This window comes from Natronolimnobius baerhuensis (assembly GCF_002177135.1).
Taxonomy (GTDB): Archaea; Halobacteriota; Halobacteria; order Halobacteriales; family Natrialbaceae; genus Natronolimnobius; species Natronolimnobius baerhuensis.
In genome coordinates, this window is the sequence record NZ_MWPH01000003.1 from 38,423 (window position 1) to 55,323 (window position 16,901).

General features: G+C 61.7%; 16 protein-coding genes. 8 read left to right on the forward strand and 8 right to left on the reverse strand.

What is annotated here, in order from left to right; translation table 11 throughout:
• Nucleotides 1-68 precede the first annotated feature (68 nt).
• Nucleotides 69-1,136 carry a type II glyceraldehyde-3-phosphate dehydrogenase gene (locus B2G88_RS12760; RefSeq protein WP_087714992.1) on the forward strand — a complete coding sequence of 356 codons (1,068 nt, stop codon included), beginning with the start codon at nt 69-71 and terminating at the stop codon, nt 1,134-1,136.
• A gap of 131 nt (nt 1,137-1,267) precedes the next feature.
• Nucleotides 1,268-1,669 (forward strand): Hsp20/alpha crystallin family protein, encoded by a 402-nt coding sequence (locus B2G88_RS12765; protein ID WP_054863324.1) that lies wholly within the window; start codon nt 1,268-1,270, stop codon nt 1,667-1,669.
• Between the two features lie 82 nt (nt 1,670-1,751).
• Here B2G88_RS12765 and B2G88_RS12770 read toward each other — a convergent pair whose 3' ends face one another.
• Together B2G88_RS12770 and B2G88_RS12775 are read right to left on the reverse strand one after the other, a co-directional pair.
• On the reverse strand, nt 1,752-2,624 hold the full coding sequence (locus B2G88_RS12770; RefSeq protein WP_054863332.1) for an ATP-grasp domain-containing protein: 873 nt from the start codon (nt 2,622-2,624) through the stop codon (nt 1,752-1,754).
• A gap of 281 nt (nt 2,625-2,905) precedes the next feature.
• Nucleotides 2,906-3,436: a 50S ribosomal protein L16 gene (locus tag B2G88_RS12775; protein WP_054863325.1), complete on the reverse strand. Its 531-nt coding sequence runs from the start codon at nt 3,434-3,436 to the stop codon at nt 2,906-2,908.
• 375 nt (nt 3,437-3,811) lie between these two features.
• Between B2G88_RS12775 and B2G88_RS12780 the strand changes: the two genes are divergently transcribed.
• The 3 genes from B2G88_RS12780 (at nt 3,812) to B2G88_RS12790 (ending at nt 6,905) form a co-directional block, all read left to right on the forward strand.
• A complete protein-coding gene (locus B2G88_RS12780; RefSeq protein ID WP_054863326.1) occupies nt 3,812-4,993 on the forward strand; it encodes a CBS domain-containing protein in 1,182 nt (393 codons plus the stop codon).
• Nucleotides 4,994-5,109: 116 nt separating this feature from the next.
• Entirely contained in the window at nt 5,110-6,108 is a 999-nt protein-coding gene (locus B2G88_RS12785; protein ID WP_054863327.1) for an ABC transporter ATP-binding protein, read from the forward strand.
• Complete coding sequence (locus B2G88_RS12790; protein WP_054863328.1) at nt 6,108-6,905, forward strand: ABC transporter permease; 798 nt, start codon at nt 6,108-6,110, stop codon at nt 6,903-6,905. Before B2G88_RS12785 ends, B2G88_RS12790 begins: the two co-directional genes overlap by 1 nt.
• A 6-nt stretch (nt 6,906-6,911) precedes the next feature.
• On the opposite strand, the gene B2G88_RS12795 is transcribed toward B2G88_RS12790, so the two are convergent.
• Nucleotides 6,912-7,808, reverse strand: a complete 897-nt coding sequence (locus tag B2G88_RS12795) for an alpha/beta fold hydrolase (protein WP_087714993.1) — start codon at nt 7,806-7,808, stop codon at nt 6,912-6,914.
• Between the two features lie 77 nt (nt 7,809-7,885).
• A complete protein-coding gene (locus B2G88_RS12800; RefSeq protein WP_087714994.1) occupies nt 7,886-8,902 on the reverse strand; it encodes an NADP-dependent oxidoreductase in 1,017 nt (338 codons plus the stop codon).
• 126 nt (nt 8,903-9,028) lie between these two features.
• Here B2G88_RS12800 and B2G88_RS12805 point away from each other — a divergent pair, with 126 nt between their 5' ends.
• Entirely contained in the window at nt 9,029-9,775 is a 747-nt protein-coding gene (locus B2G88_RS12805) for a carbonic anhydrase (RefSeq protein WP_054864158.1), read from the forward strand.
• A gap of 71 nt (nt 9,776-9,846) precedes the next feature.
• Complete coding sequence (locus B2G88_RS12810) at nt 9,847-10,065, forward strand: hypothetical protein (RefSeq protein WP_054864159.1); 219 nt, start codon at nt 9,847-9,849, stop codon at nt 10,063-10,065.
• A 7-nt stretch (nt 10,066-10,072) separates the two neighbouring features.
• Here B2G88_RS12810 and B2G88_RS12815 read toward each other — a convergent pair whose 3' ends face one another.
• From B2G88_RS12815 to B2G88_RS12825, 3 genes are all read right to left on the reverse strand, one after another.
• Nucleotides 10,073-12,580 (reverse strand): DUF2309 domain-containing protein, encoded by a 2,508-nt coding sequence (locus B2G88_RS12815; RefSeq protein WP_087714995.1) that lies wholly within the window; start codon nt 12,578-12,580, stop codon nt 10,073-10,075.
• On the reverse strand, nt 12,573-14,069 hold the full coding sequence (locus B2G88_RS12820; RefSeq protein ID WP_087714996.1) for a proton-conducting transporter transmembrane domain-containing protein: 1,497 nt from the start codon (nt 14,067-14,069) through the stop codon (nt 12,573-12,575). The genes B2G88_RS12815 and B2G88_RS12820 overlap by 8 nt, the downstream gene beginning before the upstream one ends.
• A gap of 272 nt (nt 14,070-14,341) precedes the next feature.
• A complete protein-coding gene (locus B2G88_RS12825) occupies nt 14,342-14,806 on the reverse strand; it encodes an Lrp/AsnC family transcriptional regulator (RefSeq protein ID WP_054864148.1) in 465 nt (154 codons plus the stop codon).
• A 144-nt stretch (nt 14,807-14,950) separates the two neighbouring features.
• On the opposite strand from B2G88_RS12825, the gene B2G88_RS12830 reads away from it, so the two are divergent.
• Entirely contained in the window at nt 14,951-15,145 is a 195-nt protein-coding gene (locus B2G88_RS12830) for a cold-shock protein (RefSeq protein ID WP_005554588.1), read from the forward strand.
• Nucleotides 15,146-15,420: 275 nt separating this feature from the next.
• Here the strand turns inward: B2G88_RS12830 and B2G88_RS12835 are convergent, their stop codons facing one another.
• Nucleotides 15,421-16,707 carry a sensor histidine kinase gene (locus B2G88_RS12835; RefSeq protein WP_087714997.1) on the reverse strand — a complete coding sequence of 429 codons (1,287 nt, stop codon included), beginning with the start codon at nt 16,705-16,707 and terminating at the stop codon, nt 15,421-15,423.
• Nucleotides 16,708-16,901 lie beyond the last annotated feature (194 nt).

Here is a 16,901-nt window from a genome sequence, read left to right on the forward strand (position 1 = left end):
ATTACGAGTTAAGATATGTAACTTACCTGCAAAACAGTTATGAGTGTCGCCGGTGGAGTTTGACCCGTATGATACGGGTCGGAATCAACGGGTACGGAACCATCGGCAAACGCGTTGCGGATGCAGTCCGGGCACAGCCCGATATGACGGTCCACGGCGTCGCAAAGCGAAGCCCGGACTACGTCGCAGTGGGCGCTGCCGAGGCAGAGTACCCCGTCTACGCCGCCGACGAGGACCGCACCGATGGCTTCCGCGAAATCGGTATCGACCTCGCCGGCATGGTTGATGACCTGGTTGCCGAAAGCGACGTCATTGTCGATGCAACGCCCTCCGGAATCGGTGCACAGAACCGCCCGCTGTACGAACGCCACGAGACGCCGGCACTCTTTCAGGGCGGCGAGGATGCGACCGTCGCAGAAGTGAGTTTCAACGCGCGCGCCAACTACGACGAGGCCGAAGACGCTGACTACGTTCGCGTCGTCTCCTGTAACACGACCGGACTCTCGCGCTTTCTCGCGCCGCTGTACGAGAATTACGGTATCGAAAAGGCCCGCGTAACACTGGTCCGTCGCGGCGGCGACCCCAACCAGACCGGCCGCGGCCCAATCAACGACGCCGTGCCGGACCCGGTGTCAATTCCCTCTCACCACGGCCCCGACGTTCAGACGGTCTTTCCCGAACTCGACATTGATACCATCGGCCTGAAGGTGCCGACGACGATGATGCACCTCCACACCGTCAACGTCACCCTCGAGAACGCGCCCGAGGACATCGCGGCTGTTCGCGAGCAACTCCAGGACGAGGACCGACTCCTCACCATCCCCGAGTACGCCGGCATCGACGGCGCTGGCACACTCAAGGACTTCGCACTCGACGCCGGCCGCCCACGTGGCGACATCTGGGAGAACTGCATCTGGGAGGAGTCACTCACCCTCGAGGGCAACGACCTCTACTGTATGCAGGCGATTCACCAGGAATCCGACGTCGTGCCCGAAAACGTCGACGCGATTCGCGCGCTCACCGGCCATCTTCCCGGTCCGGAGAGTCGCGCGCTCACGAACGAGACACTCGGCATCGACAGCGGCCGACTGAGCAAGCGCGACGAACTCGCCATTGACCGACAGACCGCCGACTGACCGCTACTCGAGTCCGAGTACAGGCCAGTCAGTTTCATCGGCGACCAGTACGGACTTCTTCATCAAGACGCAGTATCACAAACAGCAGACGGCGGGGAAAGTTTTTGCACCTCCCTTCCCTATGGACACCCATGCGACGAGACGACCGCGACGAACCCTTCGACGACCTGTTTCGCGAAATTGAACGGATGATGAACGACATGATGAACGGTGCCGACGCCAACGTCGACTTCGACTCATCGACTGCGACCGACAACGGATTCGGCATGGACACCCACGTCGATATCCACGAAACCGACGAGGAACTCCGTGTCGTTGCCGACCTCCCCGGTGTCGAAAAAGACAACATCGAACTCGAGTGTGACGGCACAACCCTGACCATCTCCGCCGGCAGCGAACACCGCCAGTACGACGAACGCGTCTCACTGCCGACCCGCGTCAACGAACACACGGCCTCTGCCACCTACAACAACGGCGTCCTCGAGGTCGTCTTCGATTCAGCCGAGGAATCGTCCGACATCAGCCTCGAGTAGGCACGGCGTCGCGGTCGCTCCGGTTTCGTTTTCCGTCGACATCCCACCACTGCACGCGCACAACTATGCAGACAGTCCGACGCTATGTCGATGACGAACGCGACCGAATTGTGGCTGCCAACCGGTCGTAAAATCCCGACTCGTACTTCGTCTCCTCGTCAATTGTCGGCCGGGCATTCGTTTCGTTGACCACCAGCCGGCCTTCAGTCTCGAGTAAATCAACACCGAGAAACGGAATCTCGAGTTCATCAGCAACGGTCTCAGCGAGTTCACGATGCTGGTCTGGCAGGGACACACCCGTCGCCTCAGCTCCACGGTGAACGTTGTGCTTCCACTGGCCGTCCGACACGGCTGCCTCGGGGAGTCGACGCTCGACCGCCCCAACGTACTCGCCCTCGAGCACCATTACCCGATAGTCGACCGCATCCGGCAGGTACTCCTGGACCAGAAACGAGCGATCACCGGTCGCTTTGTAGTCGTGAACCAGCGAGAGGTAGTCACAAATTCCCAGAAACGAGTCGACGTCGTGAGCTTTCGCGACGCCCGTCCCGCGCGTCGTCGAGTTCGGCTTGACGACGACCGGTGGCTCGAACCGCTCGAACACGTCCGTCAGCGTCGCCTCACTCACGTCGTTCGAGACGTAGACGGACCGCGGCACCGGCAGGCCGGCCCGCTCGAGGCGGGCGATCACTTCAGCCTTATTTCGCGAGGTCAACACCGCCTCGTGGTCATTGAGCCACGGCACCTCGAGGAACGCATCCGCAACGCCACCCTCCATGATCCGGCCGGGGTAGACGTAGCCGGCATCGTACTCGTCGGGATCCCACGGCGGCTCCGCGAGGTCGACAATGCGCTCGCTCGCGGGCACGTGATGAACCTGCACACCGCGTTCGGCGAGCGGGTCGCGCATCCGCTGGAACGTCTCCGTGTCGTTGGCGACCGCGAGATCGATCATACCGAGATTCAGGATGGAAGCGATAAAAAGGTGCCTCGAACCGAGTGGCCACCCGTTCCACTCGTTTGGCCGGGAGCGCGTCTCGAGCAACCGCGAGGGACGCGCAACTCGGGGGAGGGCAGGCCACCACACCGGTCTCGACCGCGAGCGAACCAAGTGAGCGAGCGGGCCGACGACTGATGTGGAGAACGCTATGCGTTCGGAACGGAAGGAGGAGTGCTTTTCATCGAAGTTTTCCCGAGGGTGCGCCGAAGGCGCACCCGTAGAGGAAAAGTTCGTTTCTAGGCGATCAGTTCTTCTTCGCCCTTCTCGACGACGATACGGCACGGCGGCGAGATCTTGTTGTAGGCGCGGCGGAACGCTTCCTTTGCGAACTCGGCGTCTTCAACGTCACACCAGACGGTGAAGATGCGCTCGCCTTCGTCGATACGGGCTGCCGTTCCGACGATCTTCCCGAATGCCTGTCGCATCCCGTCGGAAACACGGTCTGCACCCGCACCGGTTGCCTGCTTGTTCTCTCGGATAACGTGGTGAGGGAACTTGCGCAGGATCATCTTGTACTGGAACTCGCCGGCGTTTTTCAGCATGTGGCGGTTCGCAGACAGGCGCGAGGCCTCGAGCGATCCGTGACGGAGCTGGACTTCCTCTTCGGTGATGAGGCTGATCTGAATCGGGTAATCCTCGGGGTCTTTGGTGAGGTCGCCCATTTTGTGCTGTGCAATCTTCGATCCGGGGATCCCAGTAATGTACTCGCGGCGCGTGTAGGCCGGCTTACTGATCTCCCGGTACATGGAGGCAGGTTTGTCGGACATGGTGGTTACTTACGAAAACGGAAGCCTACCGTGCGGATAAAGCCTTCGAACCGCGTCCTCGAGTGGTGCCATCCCACAGCGGAGGTACAGAACGCGAAATCGGTACGTCTCGAGGGCAATCGCGGCCGCCTCGAGTAGGCAGAGACTGGCTGTGATGAGTGTGATTAGACTGTGAGATTGTGGCACGGAGAGCGTGAACGGTGTCAGACGGATTGCTGTACCGATCTACCGCGTACCCGCTGCCCGGATCGCGGTTGGGCCGAGAATGACGGGCAGTGAACCGTATCAGCACCCGGCTAGTGGCGGCACTCGAGGCCGGTGACGCGAAACCTCTTACCGTCGGCGTCTCTAAGAGAAAGACAGGTAGCATACCGCATGATGAGGAGTTTCCGGATTGGCTCGCTGTTTGGCATTCCTATCAAGCTAGATATCACGTTCTTACTGGTATTACCGTTCTTTGCGTACCTTATTGGGTTCCAGATCGATGTCGTCTCCGAGTTGCTCAATACGGCACTCGGTGCGGGAATCGATATTGACGCCGTAACTGGCGGCATGATGCCCTGGATTCTGGGCTTTACCGCTGCTGTCGGACTGTTCGTCGGTGTGATCCTCCACGAACTGGGCCACTCGCTGACTGCCCAGCGATACGGCTTTCCAATCGATTCGATCACGCTCTGGTTGTTCGGCGGCATTGCAGCACTCTCCGAGATGCCCGAAGACTGGCGACAGGAGTTCAACATCGCGATTGCCGGCCCAATCGTCTCGATTCTCGTCGGCATCGCCTCCTTTGGCCTCTTTTATCTCACGCCTGCTAGTTTCGACGGCGCACGCTTCGTCCTCGGCTATCTTGCAATCTTGAATATCGCGCTCGCCGGGTTCAACATGCTCCCCGCGTTCCCGATGGACGGCGGCCGTGTCCTGCGGGCGTTTCTGGCCCGTTCGAAGCCCTACGCGAAAGCCACGCAGCAAGCCGCAACCGTCGGCAAAATCTTCGCGGTGCTCATGGGAATCTTCGGCATCCTCCCACCGTTCAACATCGTCCTCGTCGGGGTTGCCTTCTTTGTCTACATCGCCGCCTCGAGCGAGGCCCAGCAAGTAACGATGAAAGCAGCCTTCCAAGACGTGACTGTCGCGGACATTATGACGCCCGCAGGCGATCTCCACACGGTCGCCCCAGACACATCGGTCGCAACGCTGATCCAGCGCATGTTCACCGAACGCCACACCGGCTATCCGGTCATCGAGAGCAGCGGCTGGGAGGATGAGCGACTGATCGGCCTCGTAACACTCACTGACGCCCGTTCGATTGATCCCGTCGAACGCGAGGCCTACACGGTCGAAGACGTGATGACGACCGACCTCGAGACCATTTCCCCCGAGTCGAACGCGATGGAAGCAATCGAGAAAATGCGCGACAACGATATCGGCCGCCTGCTCGTCGTCGACAACGGTGACCTCATTGGGCTGATCTCGCGCTCAGATCTGATGACGGCGTTCGACATCGTCCAGAAAAGCGGCGCAATCGATCCCTCGAGACAGCCCCGGACGGCCGACTAGGCCGACTAAGACGACGGCGACGACGAGAGCAGACAGAAACCGGCCGTACTCGCCGCCTCGAGGCTCGAGGACCAACATTCTTAACCGCAGTCGGGGCCGACGATTCGGCGATACTGATGCCACCGGCTATCGAGACCGTCGATCTCGTCAAGGAGTATGGGGAGTTACGCGCGTTACAGGGATTATCGCTCACAGTCGAGGAAGGCGAGTTCTTCGGCCTGCTCGGCCCCAACGGCGCGGGCAAGACGACGTTCATCAACACGCTGGTCGGTCTCGTCCGCAAGAGCGGCGGCGACGCACGCGTGTTCGGCTACGACGTCGAAGACGACTACCGACAGGCTCGAGACGCAATTGGGCTCGCGCCACAGGAGTTCAACGTGGATCGATTCTTCCCGATCAAAGAAGTCCTCCAGCACAAGGCGGGCTACCACGGTCTGCCCGAAGATGAGGCGGCCGAACGCGCCGACGAAGTGCTCAAACGCGTCGGCATCTACGATAAGCGCGACGAACGCTTCGACTGGCTCTCCGGCGGGATGAAACGCCGACTCCTTCTCGCGCGTGCGCTCGTGACCGATCCCGACCTGCTCATTCTGGACGAACCGACGGCGGGCGTCGACGTGCAACTGCGCCACGACCTCTGGGAACTGGTGACCGAACTCAACGAGGAAGGGACGACTGTCCTGTTGACGACGCACTACATTGAGGAGGCCGAACGCCTCTGTGACCGCGTCGCGATCATGAACGAAGGTCGGAAAGTCACCGTTGCGACGCCGGACGAACTCAAAACCCGCGGCACGGACACGATTTCGGTTCGCCTCGAGTCGCCGCCGGCTACTGCACCCGTCCTCGACGGCTACGCTCACGAGGTGTCGCTGTCAGGCGAGACGCTCGAGGTGCGCGTCGATGACGGCGGCTCGACCGCGCCACAGTTACTCAACGACTTGGAGGCGATGGGCCACGAGATTGGTGATCTCGAGATCAGCCGAACATCGCTCGAGGAGATTTTCGTCGATCTCACGAGAAGCGAGGACCGGACGGTGACCCGGTCGTCGGCCTCGAGTGCGGACGACGACTCGTCGTCGGATCGCGAACTCGAGCAGGAGGGGGTCGCCTGATGCTCTCGGTCGGCTTTCGCGCGCTGTTCAAGCGCGAGATTTTGCGGTTCGTCCGCCGCCCCAAGAACACGTTCATGCCGCCGGCGATCACGAACGTGCTCTACTTCGCCGTCTTCGGTGTGATTCTGGGCGGGCGGATCGACGAACCCGTCGCGGGGATCGGCTACATCCTCTTTCTGATCCCCGGACTCGTCGTGCTTGGCACGATTTCGAACGCCTTCGAGAACGCCTCGTTTTCGATCTTCCACGGGCGCTGGAACGAGTACATCCACGAGACGCTGACCTCGCCGCTGTCCTATCTCGAGATGGTGGTCGCCTACGTCGCCGCCAGCGCGGTTCGCGGACTGATTGTCGGCGTCATCGTCGCCATCATCGGCGCGCTGTTCGTCCCGATCACGGTCGCGAACGCCGTCTTCCTCGTCGCGACGATGATCGTCATCTCGGCGTTGTTCGCCGGCTTCGGGATCATCGGCGGGCTCGTCGCCAGGGACTTCGACGATCTGACGGTGATGAACCAGTTCATCCTCCGGCCGCTGGTGTTCTTCGGCGCAGTCTTTTACTCGCTGACGATGCTCGAGCCGCTCTGGCAGGCCGTCTCCCTGCTGAATCCGATGGTCTACATGGTCGACAGCGTGCGCTACGGACTGCTCGGGTATTCGGATCTTCACCAGGTCGCACCGGCCGCCTACGCTGATATCGCGCCGTGGCTCTCACTCGGCGTGCTGACGGCACTAACCGCAGTCGTGCTCGCAATTGATGTCTATCTGTTCAAGATCGGCTACGGGCTGACGGACTAGAACGCCTTATTCTGCGATTGCGACGAGATCTTTTCGAACCGAAATCAGAGTCCCCAGATGGTCGTTCTCGACCGTGTGAAACGTCGTGTGTTCTCGCTCCGCGTAGACGGATCGCACGGGCTCGAGCGCCACGTTCGTATCACCGGTCCCGTGCCAGACGGTCGTCTCGACAGCAGAGCCAGGATCGGGTAGTGACCACTCGCCCGCGAGCAGGCGACTCTCGCGGACCGCGCCCGCAGGGCCGTTCTCGAGTGCAGTCCGAAAGTCTCGACCAACGATTCGGACGGTGATGTCATGCAGCGAGCGCTCGGTGAGTTGGTCGACAACGAACTCGTCGCCGCGGTAGCGCGCGAAGGCGTTGCTCGCACGGAATGCGAGCCCGAGTAGTCGCGGGAATCGAGCGAGCGTCCCGAACACGCCCGCGCTCTCGGGCACCGGCGCGCTCACGATGCCCGCGGCCGTGACGCGCTCGGGGAGGGCGTCGGCGACGGCCAACGCGTAGGGGCCACCACCCGAAAAGCCCGCGACGGCAAACGACTCGAGGCCGAGTTCGTCGGCCAGTTCCGCACAGTCGTCGGCCCACGTCTCGAGGGTACCCTCCGGGTAGGGATCGGAGCGGCCGTAGCCGGGTCTGGTCGGCGCAATCAGGCGCACGCCCTGTCCGCGGGCGGCGTAGGAGAGTACCGCACCGAGGATGCTCGAGCCGGGTGTGCCGTGATGAAAGACCAGTGGGGTGCCATCTGCAGGGCCGAACGTTGCGTAGGCGAGCGTGCGACCATCGGACAGGGTGAGCGTCTCCGTGTCCTCGAGGCCGGAATCAGACGTGTTCGCCTCCCGCGGGTCGCCATCGGACTCGCTGCTCGAGTCAGGAATCGACTCCGCGTGGGTGTCAGTTTGGTCCATCGTCGTCGGTATAGCTGTATGATAGCAGAATCGGCGCAAAAAGCTTCGGGACCGGCGCTGTGTGGGCGCTGATCGGGTTACACGTCGCGTTCAGCCACCTTCACGAGCTGTTTGCCGATGTTCTCGCCCTCGAACAGCCCGAGGAAGGCGTCGGGCGCGTTCTCGAAGCCATCAACGACGTGCTCGCGGTACTGCAACTCGTCTTCGTGGATGAACCCCGAGAGGCGCTCGAGTGCCTCTCCCCAGCGTCCCTGATAGTCGCCGACGAGGAATCCCTCCACGCGAGCGCGGGACTCGACGAGTTTGCCGAGCTTTCGCGGCCCGGTCGGCTGCTCAGTCGCGTTGTACTGTGAGATCTGCCCGCAGACGGCTACGCGGGCGCGAACGTTTAGAAGTGGCCAGACCGCGTCCGTGATCGGGCCGCCGACGTTATCAAAGTAGGCGTCGACGCCATCCGGGCAGGCCTCGGCCATCGCACCTGCGAGGTCGTCCGTCTCCGTGTAGTTGATCGCGGCGTCGAATCCCAACTCGTCGGTGAGCCAGTCGGTTTTCTCGTCGCTTCCCGCGGTGCCGACGACGCGAGCACCCGACAGGCGCGCGAGTTGTCCCGCGACGGAGCCGACTGCGCCCGCTGCGCCGGAGACGACAACGGTATCGCCGGGGGTCGGTTCGGCGACATCAAGCATGCCGAAGTAGGCCGTGATGCCGGGCATTCCGAGCACGCCGAGCGCGCTCGAGACGGGGCCGAGGTCGGGGTTGACGCGTCGGAGTTCGTCAGCGTCCGCGACCGCGTGTTCGGCCCACAACAGGTTGCCCGTGACGACGTCGCCCGCCTCGAGCGAATCAGCCTCGGACTCGAGGACTTCGCCGACGACGCCGGCCTGCATCGGTTCGCCAACATCCCACGGCTCGGCGTATGATTCGGCGTCGCGCATCCGTCCGCGCATATAGGGGTCGACTGACTGGTACAGCGTTCGGACGAGGACCTCGCCCGGCCCGGGTTCCGGGCGCTCGACGGTGACGAGGTCGAAGTTCTCCGCTGTCGGTGTGCCAGTTGGACGGCTCGCAAGTCGCCACTGTCTGGTGTCGGCCATACACGTTTGTAGTATCTCTCGCGTGAAGAGACACAGGATTGCGGAACGGAGTCGACGGGTCACGTGCCACTCGAGTACGACCAAGGGTGCCGGAGGAACTTTTCATGACCGGGGTGTAGGAAGCCCATGGGACCCGATAGCGAATCGAGCCACGAATGCGGCGACGATTCTGACGACAGCGAGCACGATATTCTCGAGGAGTTGCTCGCGGGCAATCGCCACCACGTCGACGCCTTGCCGGAAGACTACTTCGCGGACGTTCAGGTGGACCAGCACCCAGGCATCGTCGCCATCTCCTGTTCGGACTCGCGGGTGCCACAGGAAGATATGTGGGGCGTCGACCATCCGGGACAGGTCTTTACGCCGAGCAACATCGGCAATCAGGTCTGGGATGACGACAACGGCGAGCGGATCGTCGACGGCGGGTTGCTCTATCCGATCCATCACACGGACACCGAGGTCGCGGCTGTCGTCGGCCATACCGGCTGTGGAGCTATCACCGCAGCCTATCGCGTCGCAATGGGCGAACCGCTACCCGGTCCTCAGGGCGTTGATAAGTGGGTCCGCATGCTCGTTCCCGTCGTCGAGGACGCCCTCGAGAGCGGCCTGATCGACACTGACGCGGACGATGAACTGGTGGTCAACCAACTCGTCGAGTACAACGTCGACCACCAGGCGCGGTTCCTCCGCGAGTCCGCGGACGTCCCAGACGACGTCGACATCTACGGCTTCGTGTACGACTTTCAGGGCATCTACGGGAACGACTACGGCTGCACGTACCTGGTCAACGTAAACGGGGAGACCGATCCCGACGAGATCACCGAGCAGATTCCCGCGACGTACGAGGCAGTCGCCCAAAGTCTGCTATACTAACCAGATCCCCGCAAGCCGAGAAAATCCGAACGTCGGTACTGTTTTGGCGACTCGAGGCGAATTTTCAGCCAATGCGAGACCGATTCGAGTCCGATATCGGCTTCTACTACGCCGTTGGGACGTTCACGGCCGCGATATTCATCCTCGCTCTGGTGGCGCTGGCCGTGCTCTCACCTGCCGGAATTGGGACGGTCGAACTCGGCGGTCTCGTCGTCGGCTTCCTGCTGTTTATGCTGGTTTACTTCGTCTCCGTAACCGTCCACCAACTCGAGGAGCGCGAAGGACTGTAGCTGTCAATCAGTTCATTGCCGGCGCGACCGGCGAGTCCCACTCGAGGTCGCCCTGATAGTGGAACGCCTGATTGTCTTGCTCGGGGTCGATAACCGTCAGCCCGCCGATCCAGTCATTGTCAAGCAACTGCGTGACATCATCGTGGCGGCTGAGAATGTCGGTCACGCGCTCGAGTGGCGCGTGGATCACAGTCGAGAGACGCAGCGGCTGATGATACGGCTGGTCGTCGTCGATCTTGAGCGACTGCAGCGGTAGGCCGGTCATTAGGTCGCCGCCGTTGCCCTGGACGACACCGACGTTCCCGACTGGGTTCTGCGTGACCTTCGAGCCGCTGCCGTAGACGCCGTTGTCGACGGTCGCGAAGTAGTACTGGCTGTTGATCCACTGCGTGACCACGAGCGGCCCCGTCAGAATGGCCTCGAGTGCGTCGCCTTCGGCGTCGGTCGTCCAGTCGTAGGAGTGGAGGAATGCGCGCCCGTCCAGATTCTCACCCTCGGTCAACTCACGCGGGCCGATGACGAACGAGGCGTTGCCGGCCAGCCCCCACTCCGGGCGGGTCTCCGCCCAGTCAGCGGACTTGCGCTCGACCTCCTCGACGGCCGTTTCGGGGTCGGGGTCGTCCGCATCAGTCATCGACTCGAGGCGTTCGGCGGCTGCGCCAGCTTGAGCGCGCTCGAGGTCAGCACGGAGTTGCTCGAGGTCCTCGTGGTGGCTCTCGGGGACGTCGCCGTCGAACAGCGTAATCTCGTCGGTCGTCGTGTCATGTTCGCCAGCGAGGAAGACGGTGTCCTCAGGGATGTGGAAGCCGCGCTCACGGAGTTCGGCTGTGACGTTCTCGTCGTTACAGATAGTCGCGAGCACGCGGGCGTTCGGCCCGCCGGCATTGCCGGCACAGGCCCCGCAGTCGAGACTCGAGCCGAAGGGGTTGTTCGTCGTGTGGCTCGCATGGCCCGTAAAGACAACCAAGCGGGCGAACTCGGTCCAACCCATGAGCTCGAAGGCGGTTTCGGCGTAGGAGACTTTCTCCTCGAAGGTCATCCCCTGCGGAAGGTCGTGATCCGCGTGCGTGTGATCGTCGTGCTCATGGGCCTCGAGGGTCGGTGTACAGACCTCGCCGGGACTGGGAACGCGCTCATCAACGGCGCGACGGAGTTTCGCGACCGTCGAGGGGAACAGCGTGCGCGTGGCCATCGCTGAGCCGTAGGCACCGCCAGCGCCCTCGACAAACGGGAAGGCGGCGACGGCATGGGTCTTGAGCTGTTTGAAGTGCTTCCGGGTCGCGGTCGTCAGACCAGTCCAGCGCTCGCGGGCGGCGACATCGTCGTCTGCTTCGGCCGGCTGGTCGACGATGCGGTGCTGGGCGTCGACAATTGGCGGACACGCGTCGGTCTCGGCAGCCGAGTCATGGCCCTGATAGCGCATCGGGACGCCGAAGAAGCCTGCGTAGCCGTGCGTCTCGTAGCCGCCCTGGCCCTCGAGGTGACGGCGGATGATCTCCGAGCGCGTGTCGATGCAGAACACGAACTGGGCCGCCGGTCGCGCGTTGTCGCCAGCCGTCGACGGATCAGTTACCGAGGTGTCGATGTTGGCCAGCAGGCGCTCGCGGTAGCTACGCTCCCAGGCCGTCAGCCAGCAGTCTGCGAGTGGCTCCGTCTCGAGAGTCGTCTCCTCCGCCGAATCGGATTTTGTTTCGAGTTCGAGTGGCGCGTCCAGCAGGTCAACGAGCATCAGGCGGACTGCGAGGTACTCGCGCAGGGTGATTGGATACTCAGTCTGCCAGGGGTCAGTGTCATCCGCAGCGCGTTGCTTGATGAGTCCGGTCCAGCCCGGCAGCGCAGCGAGGTGGTGTTCTGCGATATCGGTCCAGCGGCTTTCGGGGGCGTCGGTGAGGATCGACTCGAGCGCCTCGAGTGCAGTCTCGGGAAGCGCTTTGGAGTCGTCACAGGGGACGTTGCTGTCAAGGGGCGCGACTGCGCGCCAGGCAGCGTAAAATCCCTCGTCACGGTCAGGCATCGGCCAGGCGGCCCTGCCCTCGTCGACGAACGCGGCGAGCCACTTCGAGAGCACCCGGTCAACGGCCTCCGTTGCGGGGTCGGTATCGGCCTCGGCTGCTTGTGCTGCGTCAGCGTCGGCTAGCTCCTCGAGCAACGTCTCGGGGTCGCCGTCGATGCCGTGAGACTCGAGTTCGTCCGCTAGAATCTCGGGACTGATCTGTCCGTTCTCCCAAGCCTGCCGGAAGACTGCGGGCGTTGGATAACCGCGGCCGCCGAACAGCCGTTCGGCCTCGGCGACGGCCTCGTGGAACGGGTGGTCTTCGAACCCCGAGAGCGGATTAGCGGTGACGAACGAGTGGATCGGCCAGACCGCCCCGATTCGCTCGGCCGCACGGTCGATGCTGTCATCGATGTAGTCGCCAAGTTGGGACGACTGCGAGTGCTCGCGGGACTTGGTGGTCAGTTGCTGTGCGGACTGGGACTCGGACTCGAGGTGGGTTTGGGATTGCTGGCTAGACATCGTTGTACTCCTCTTTGGTGGTGAGGACGGTCGACGGATCCGGCTGGGAGCGGTTCAACAGGAAGACGTAGAGACGCGTGCTCGAGCGGTGCCAGCTGAACTCCGTCGCGAGATACGCGCCGACGAATAGGGCGAGTGCGAGGAAGTGTGCGACCGTCAGTTCTGTCGGTGCGTCGGCCATCGGCACGCCTGAGAGTATCGCCGATATCGCGTTGTACAGCAGGGCGTATCCAGTGATCGCGGTCAGCACGACGGTCGGCACGGCGGCGACTCTGAGCGCCGACGAGAGGACGGTCCGATGGAGGATGTCCCGCGCCGCGGTCAACGTCGTCAGGACCACGACGAGTACGAGGATTGTGCCGCTGTCGAACGCCAGCAGCGGTTTGCCGGTGAGCGTGGCGAACACCACTCCGGCACCAATGGCCGTGAGCAGGCTGATGGCGACGCTCGAGACGCCGGTCTCGGTCGATTTGGATTTGTTGGGAACGGTTTGTTCGACTGCAGCGCCGGCAGAGAGGAAGAGGTAGGCCTTGTAGAAGCCATGAAGGATGAGGTGGGCGATTGCGGCGGCGAAAAAGCCAAGCCCACATTGCATGATCATAAAGCCCATCTGGGCGATTGTCGAACTGCCGAGTTTGCGCTTGATGTCGGTCTGGACGAGCCCCATTGCCTGGCCCAGCAGCGCGCTGACCGCGCCGATGAGGACGACGGCCGACATGACGGCAATCTCGAGGGTGACGACCGGCGCGAACCGGGTCAACAGGATGCCGCCCGCGTTGACGAAGCCGGCGTGCATCAGCGCGGACGCCGGCGTCGGAGCCGTCATTGAGGAGAGTAGCCAGTTGTGGAAGGGAAAGAGGGCGGACTGGATCAACGCCGCGAGGACGAGCGCACTGACGGCGACGAGTGCGACAGTCATCGAGAGTTCGTCTGCCTGCGCGAGAATCCCGCTAATTGTGGTCGTCCCTGTCGCCCAGGCCAGCAGGCCCAGACTGCCGGCAAGCAACGCGCTGCTGGCGAGGAAGTACCGACGGGCCAACGCGGCCGCGGCTCGAGCCTGCGTCCAGTCGCGAACGTGGCCGATGAGGGCGGCCATCAGCAGCCCCATCGCGAGCCACGCCGCCGCGAATAGCGCGACGTGGTTGGCTGCCGTCATCGTCATCACGACGAGTGTAAACCCGAACACGCGGGCGTAGAACAACTCGAGATCGCGGTCGCCCGCCATGTAGCGCCGAGAGTAGCTGTGGACGATGCCGCTGAAGAAGGTGACGACGACCCACATGACCGCGGTCAGGCCGTCGACCACCAGCACGTTCGAAACAGCCCATTCTCCCCCTCGCAGCGCTGCGAGAGCGAGGACGCCGACGCTCAGACAAAAGAGCGCCCAGATCGACCAGGTCGATGCCCGGGGGATGACCGAAGACGGCTGGCTCGTCGTCTCGGCGAGTTGTACGGAATCTGGGTCGCGTGAATCGTTGTCCACTGTCATTCGTTGGGTGGTCCTCCGACCAGTACGGCGTTTTCGCCGGGTATCCAACCTGTCTCCGGGGAAACGGGTGTACGGACTGGTCTTCGCTACAACCACATTGAACAGAGCGGTTATTATACTCTTCTATTCGAACAAACTGTTCGCCATAAGCCAAGTTAAAGAACATTATGGTCCTTATATGTGGTATAGGAGACTGTCTCTGAGTCGTGAAACTCTAATAAAAGTATGGAACCAGTACTCGAGCGAACACTCAGTTACTGTTGACCGGCGACTCACTCGCCCGAGAAGTCGTCGAACGTCGTCGTCTCGTGGCTGCGGACGAGTACCTCGTCGGTGATCGTCAGCCCCAGATCCGACAGGTCCTGTGCGACCGGCGTGATGTCCCTGTCCGTCTCGCCGATGGCCGTCACGAGCAGGTTCTCCTCGCCGGTGACGAGTTCCTGCACCGAAATAACCCGCGGAATGTCCAGAATGTCCTCGCGGTACTCGCCGCGTTCGGGAATCGGGGCCGTACAGAACAGCAGCATCCGGATTGGATACCCCGACCGCGTGTAATCGATCTCCGTACTGTAGCGCTTGATGATCCCCTCCGATTCGAGGCGCTGGATACGCTTTCGGACCGTACTCGAGGATGCATCGGTCCGCTCGGCGATTTCACTCGAGGAGAGATTTCGCGCCTCCTCCTGAAGTGCATAGAGGATCTCCCGATCCACCGCGTCGAGTTCGTACTCCGTCATAGACGGTGGATTCGGCGGGAGCCTATAAGGGGCTTCGGCTGTCGGAACCGGCGACGGCGGACCCGTCATGCTCGAGTCGTACTCAGTCGCGGTACGACTCGAGTCGTAGTGTTTATACGTAACGGGACAGTATATACAGAAGCAATGGCGAAAGGAACCGTTGATTTCTTCAACGACACTGGCGGCTACGGATTCATCGAGACTGAGGACGCAGACGACGACGTATTCTTCCACATGGAAGACATCGGCGGTCCGGACCTCGAAGAAGGGCAGGAACTCGAGTTCGACATCGAGCAGGCTCCAAAGGGCCCACGCGCGACGAACGTCGAGCGCCTGTAAGGTAGTCAAAACTGACCGGCTGGCGTCCTCGCACAGTCCGTGCGGACGGATGACTTCGGCTCAGTTGGACTATCAATTCGTACTAGTATCGGCACTTGATTGCAGTATTTTATACCGGTGAGCGACGGCGTTGTGGCTCCAGACCCACGGTATCAATTGAGCGTTGTCATCGAGCCGCGGTACTCGGTCGTCTCATACGGTTTACTGTAAGTCATTTCCGGTGCAACCGCCGGCCGGGTCGCGGTTGCACCGGTAAATCGTTACAGCAACCCGTATCAATCACTGACTTCTGCAGTATTGCTCTCAGAAGTCGGCGAGGCAGTCCCAGGAGTTGTCGTCTCGGATGTCGGCTGGGACACGTCTGTCTCGAGAGTGTGAGCAGCTGGGTCCGCTGTGTCGGTTGTGACGACCGCTTCCGCTGTGCCAGGCAGTTCGAGAGAAACGAGCGTCCCCCGTGGCTCGTTCTCCGCAAAGGTGACCGTTCCGTTGTACCGCTCAACTACCGTATCGACGATTGCCAATCCGATTCCTGCGCTCTCGTCTTCTTCGCGTTTGCTTTCCCACTCGAGAAGCGAGTCGTACTGCTCGGCTGGAATTCCGGGACCGTTATCGGCGATTTCGACGAGGACGAACTCGTCGTCGGTGTCATCAGTAGTGTTGTCGGTGACCGACACCTCGACTTGAGGCTGGTCGCGGTCGTTATGAACGATTGCGTTCGTCAACAGGTTCTCGAACACCTGATCGAGCAACTCGTCGGCAAGCACTGTCACACCATCCGGAATGTCCGCCTGAATCTGTGCGTGCTCGTAGGACTGTGCCGTGATCGTCACTCGTCGAGAGAGGTCAGCAGACAGATCTCGAGGCTGCAGTTCCGTCTCGTCGAGCAACGCCTGCGTGAGATAGCGAAACTTCCGAACGATATCAGCGACGTCCTCGCTTTGATCGCGGATCACATCAACGTGTTCACGGCCGGCAGGGCCGACAGAGCCGGTAAGAAGGGTGAGATGGCCCGTGATGATGTTGACGCCGTTTAAAACATAGTGGCGAAGCATCCGATTGAGAAACGCCAGTTTCGCCCGTTCGTCCGCCAGTTTCGCCCGTTCTTGCTCGAGTTCGCGTTGATACCGTTTCCCCCGGACATCGTAGAGGCCGATTGCGATACCAAGGACGCCACCCGCGACGAGCGTGTTCGCGAGCACGAAATGTGCCTGTGCCATTGTCTCACCGTGGGCAAGTTGATGGGTGAGCGTCCACAGAAATAGTGTCCCGAGGCTAGCCATCCCGATGACCATCCAGCCAGCAATACGGAGGACATTCTGTGGTGAGATGGACTGGCGCCACAGCCAGAGTCCAACGAGACCCAACACGAGCGCCAGTAGGATCGACAGTGACGAAGTAATCGCCAACTCCGGACTCGAGGCCAGTGACGGTCGGTTGATGAGTGCAACGAGTGCGAGAATGAACCCACAGCCACAGATACTACAGACGCCGATGAACCGCTTTGCTGTCGGCGACAGCAACCCCTGCCCGAAAACAGGCGTATCAGCCCATCGTTCTGCCATGTATGGTGTAGTTTCGATTACCAATACATAACCGTGCTGGCCAGTCGGATTCCTCCCACGACTGAAGTCGTGGGCTTCCTCCTTGCATTTCTGTGAGCGTACCAGCTGACTACTGAGGAGACTTACCCAACCGCCATGAATTGATGCGCTACCACAGGAGCCACTGAAAATTGGTGCCGATGGTAGCCTGAGAG